Here is a 522-nt window from a genome sequence, read left to right as displayed (position 1 = left end):
CCGTGCACCTGGATTCCCCGTCCTTGGGTACGGGTTCCCACAACACCGCTATCGAAGGACGGGAAGAGACATGATCGGCGAGAGAACACGGTACGAGGTCACTGAGATCAAGGCGATCCGGGGCACCGAGGCGAAAACGATCACAAGCAAGCAGCAGGAAGGCTGGGAGCTGGTCACCCAACAGCAGGGCCGCCTGCGAACCACCATGACCGTCCGTCGACCAAAGCCGAAGACCTCCTGGCAATTGTGGGCCGCAGTCGGCGTCGTCGGTGTCGGCCTGGCGGGCTTAACCGTCGGGGCGCTGTTGGAAGGCGACAGCGACGCGTCCACGACGGACGCCGTGGCAGCCTCGAGCGCCGAGCAGGCCTCCCTGCAGCCTGCTCCGGATCAGGCAGCGGAACCCTCCTCGTCGGCTGACCCGATGATCTGCGATACGACGGGACCGGAACTGTTTCCAGAGCCATGCAAGTTCGGCCAGACCGCGATCTACAGCGACACCTTGCCGCGCCAGCGGGGCGAGCG

Annotated in this window: 1 protein-coding gene; it reads left to right on the top strand. The window is 65.3% G+C overall.

What is annotated here, in order from left to right; translation table 11 throughout:
• Window positions 1–70 precede the first annotated feature (70 nt).
• On the top strand, window positions 71–522 hold a 452-nt coding region (locus AC1DQC_RS20275), incomplete at its 3' end, for a hypothetical protein (RefSeq protein WP_477053019.1).

It is taken from the genome of Cellulomonas sp. P4_H12 (assembly GCF_056400905.1).
This window is presented reverse-complemented; position numbering and strand designations above follow the sequence as displayed.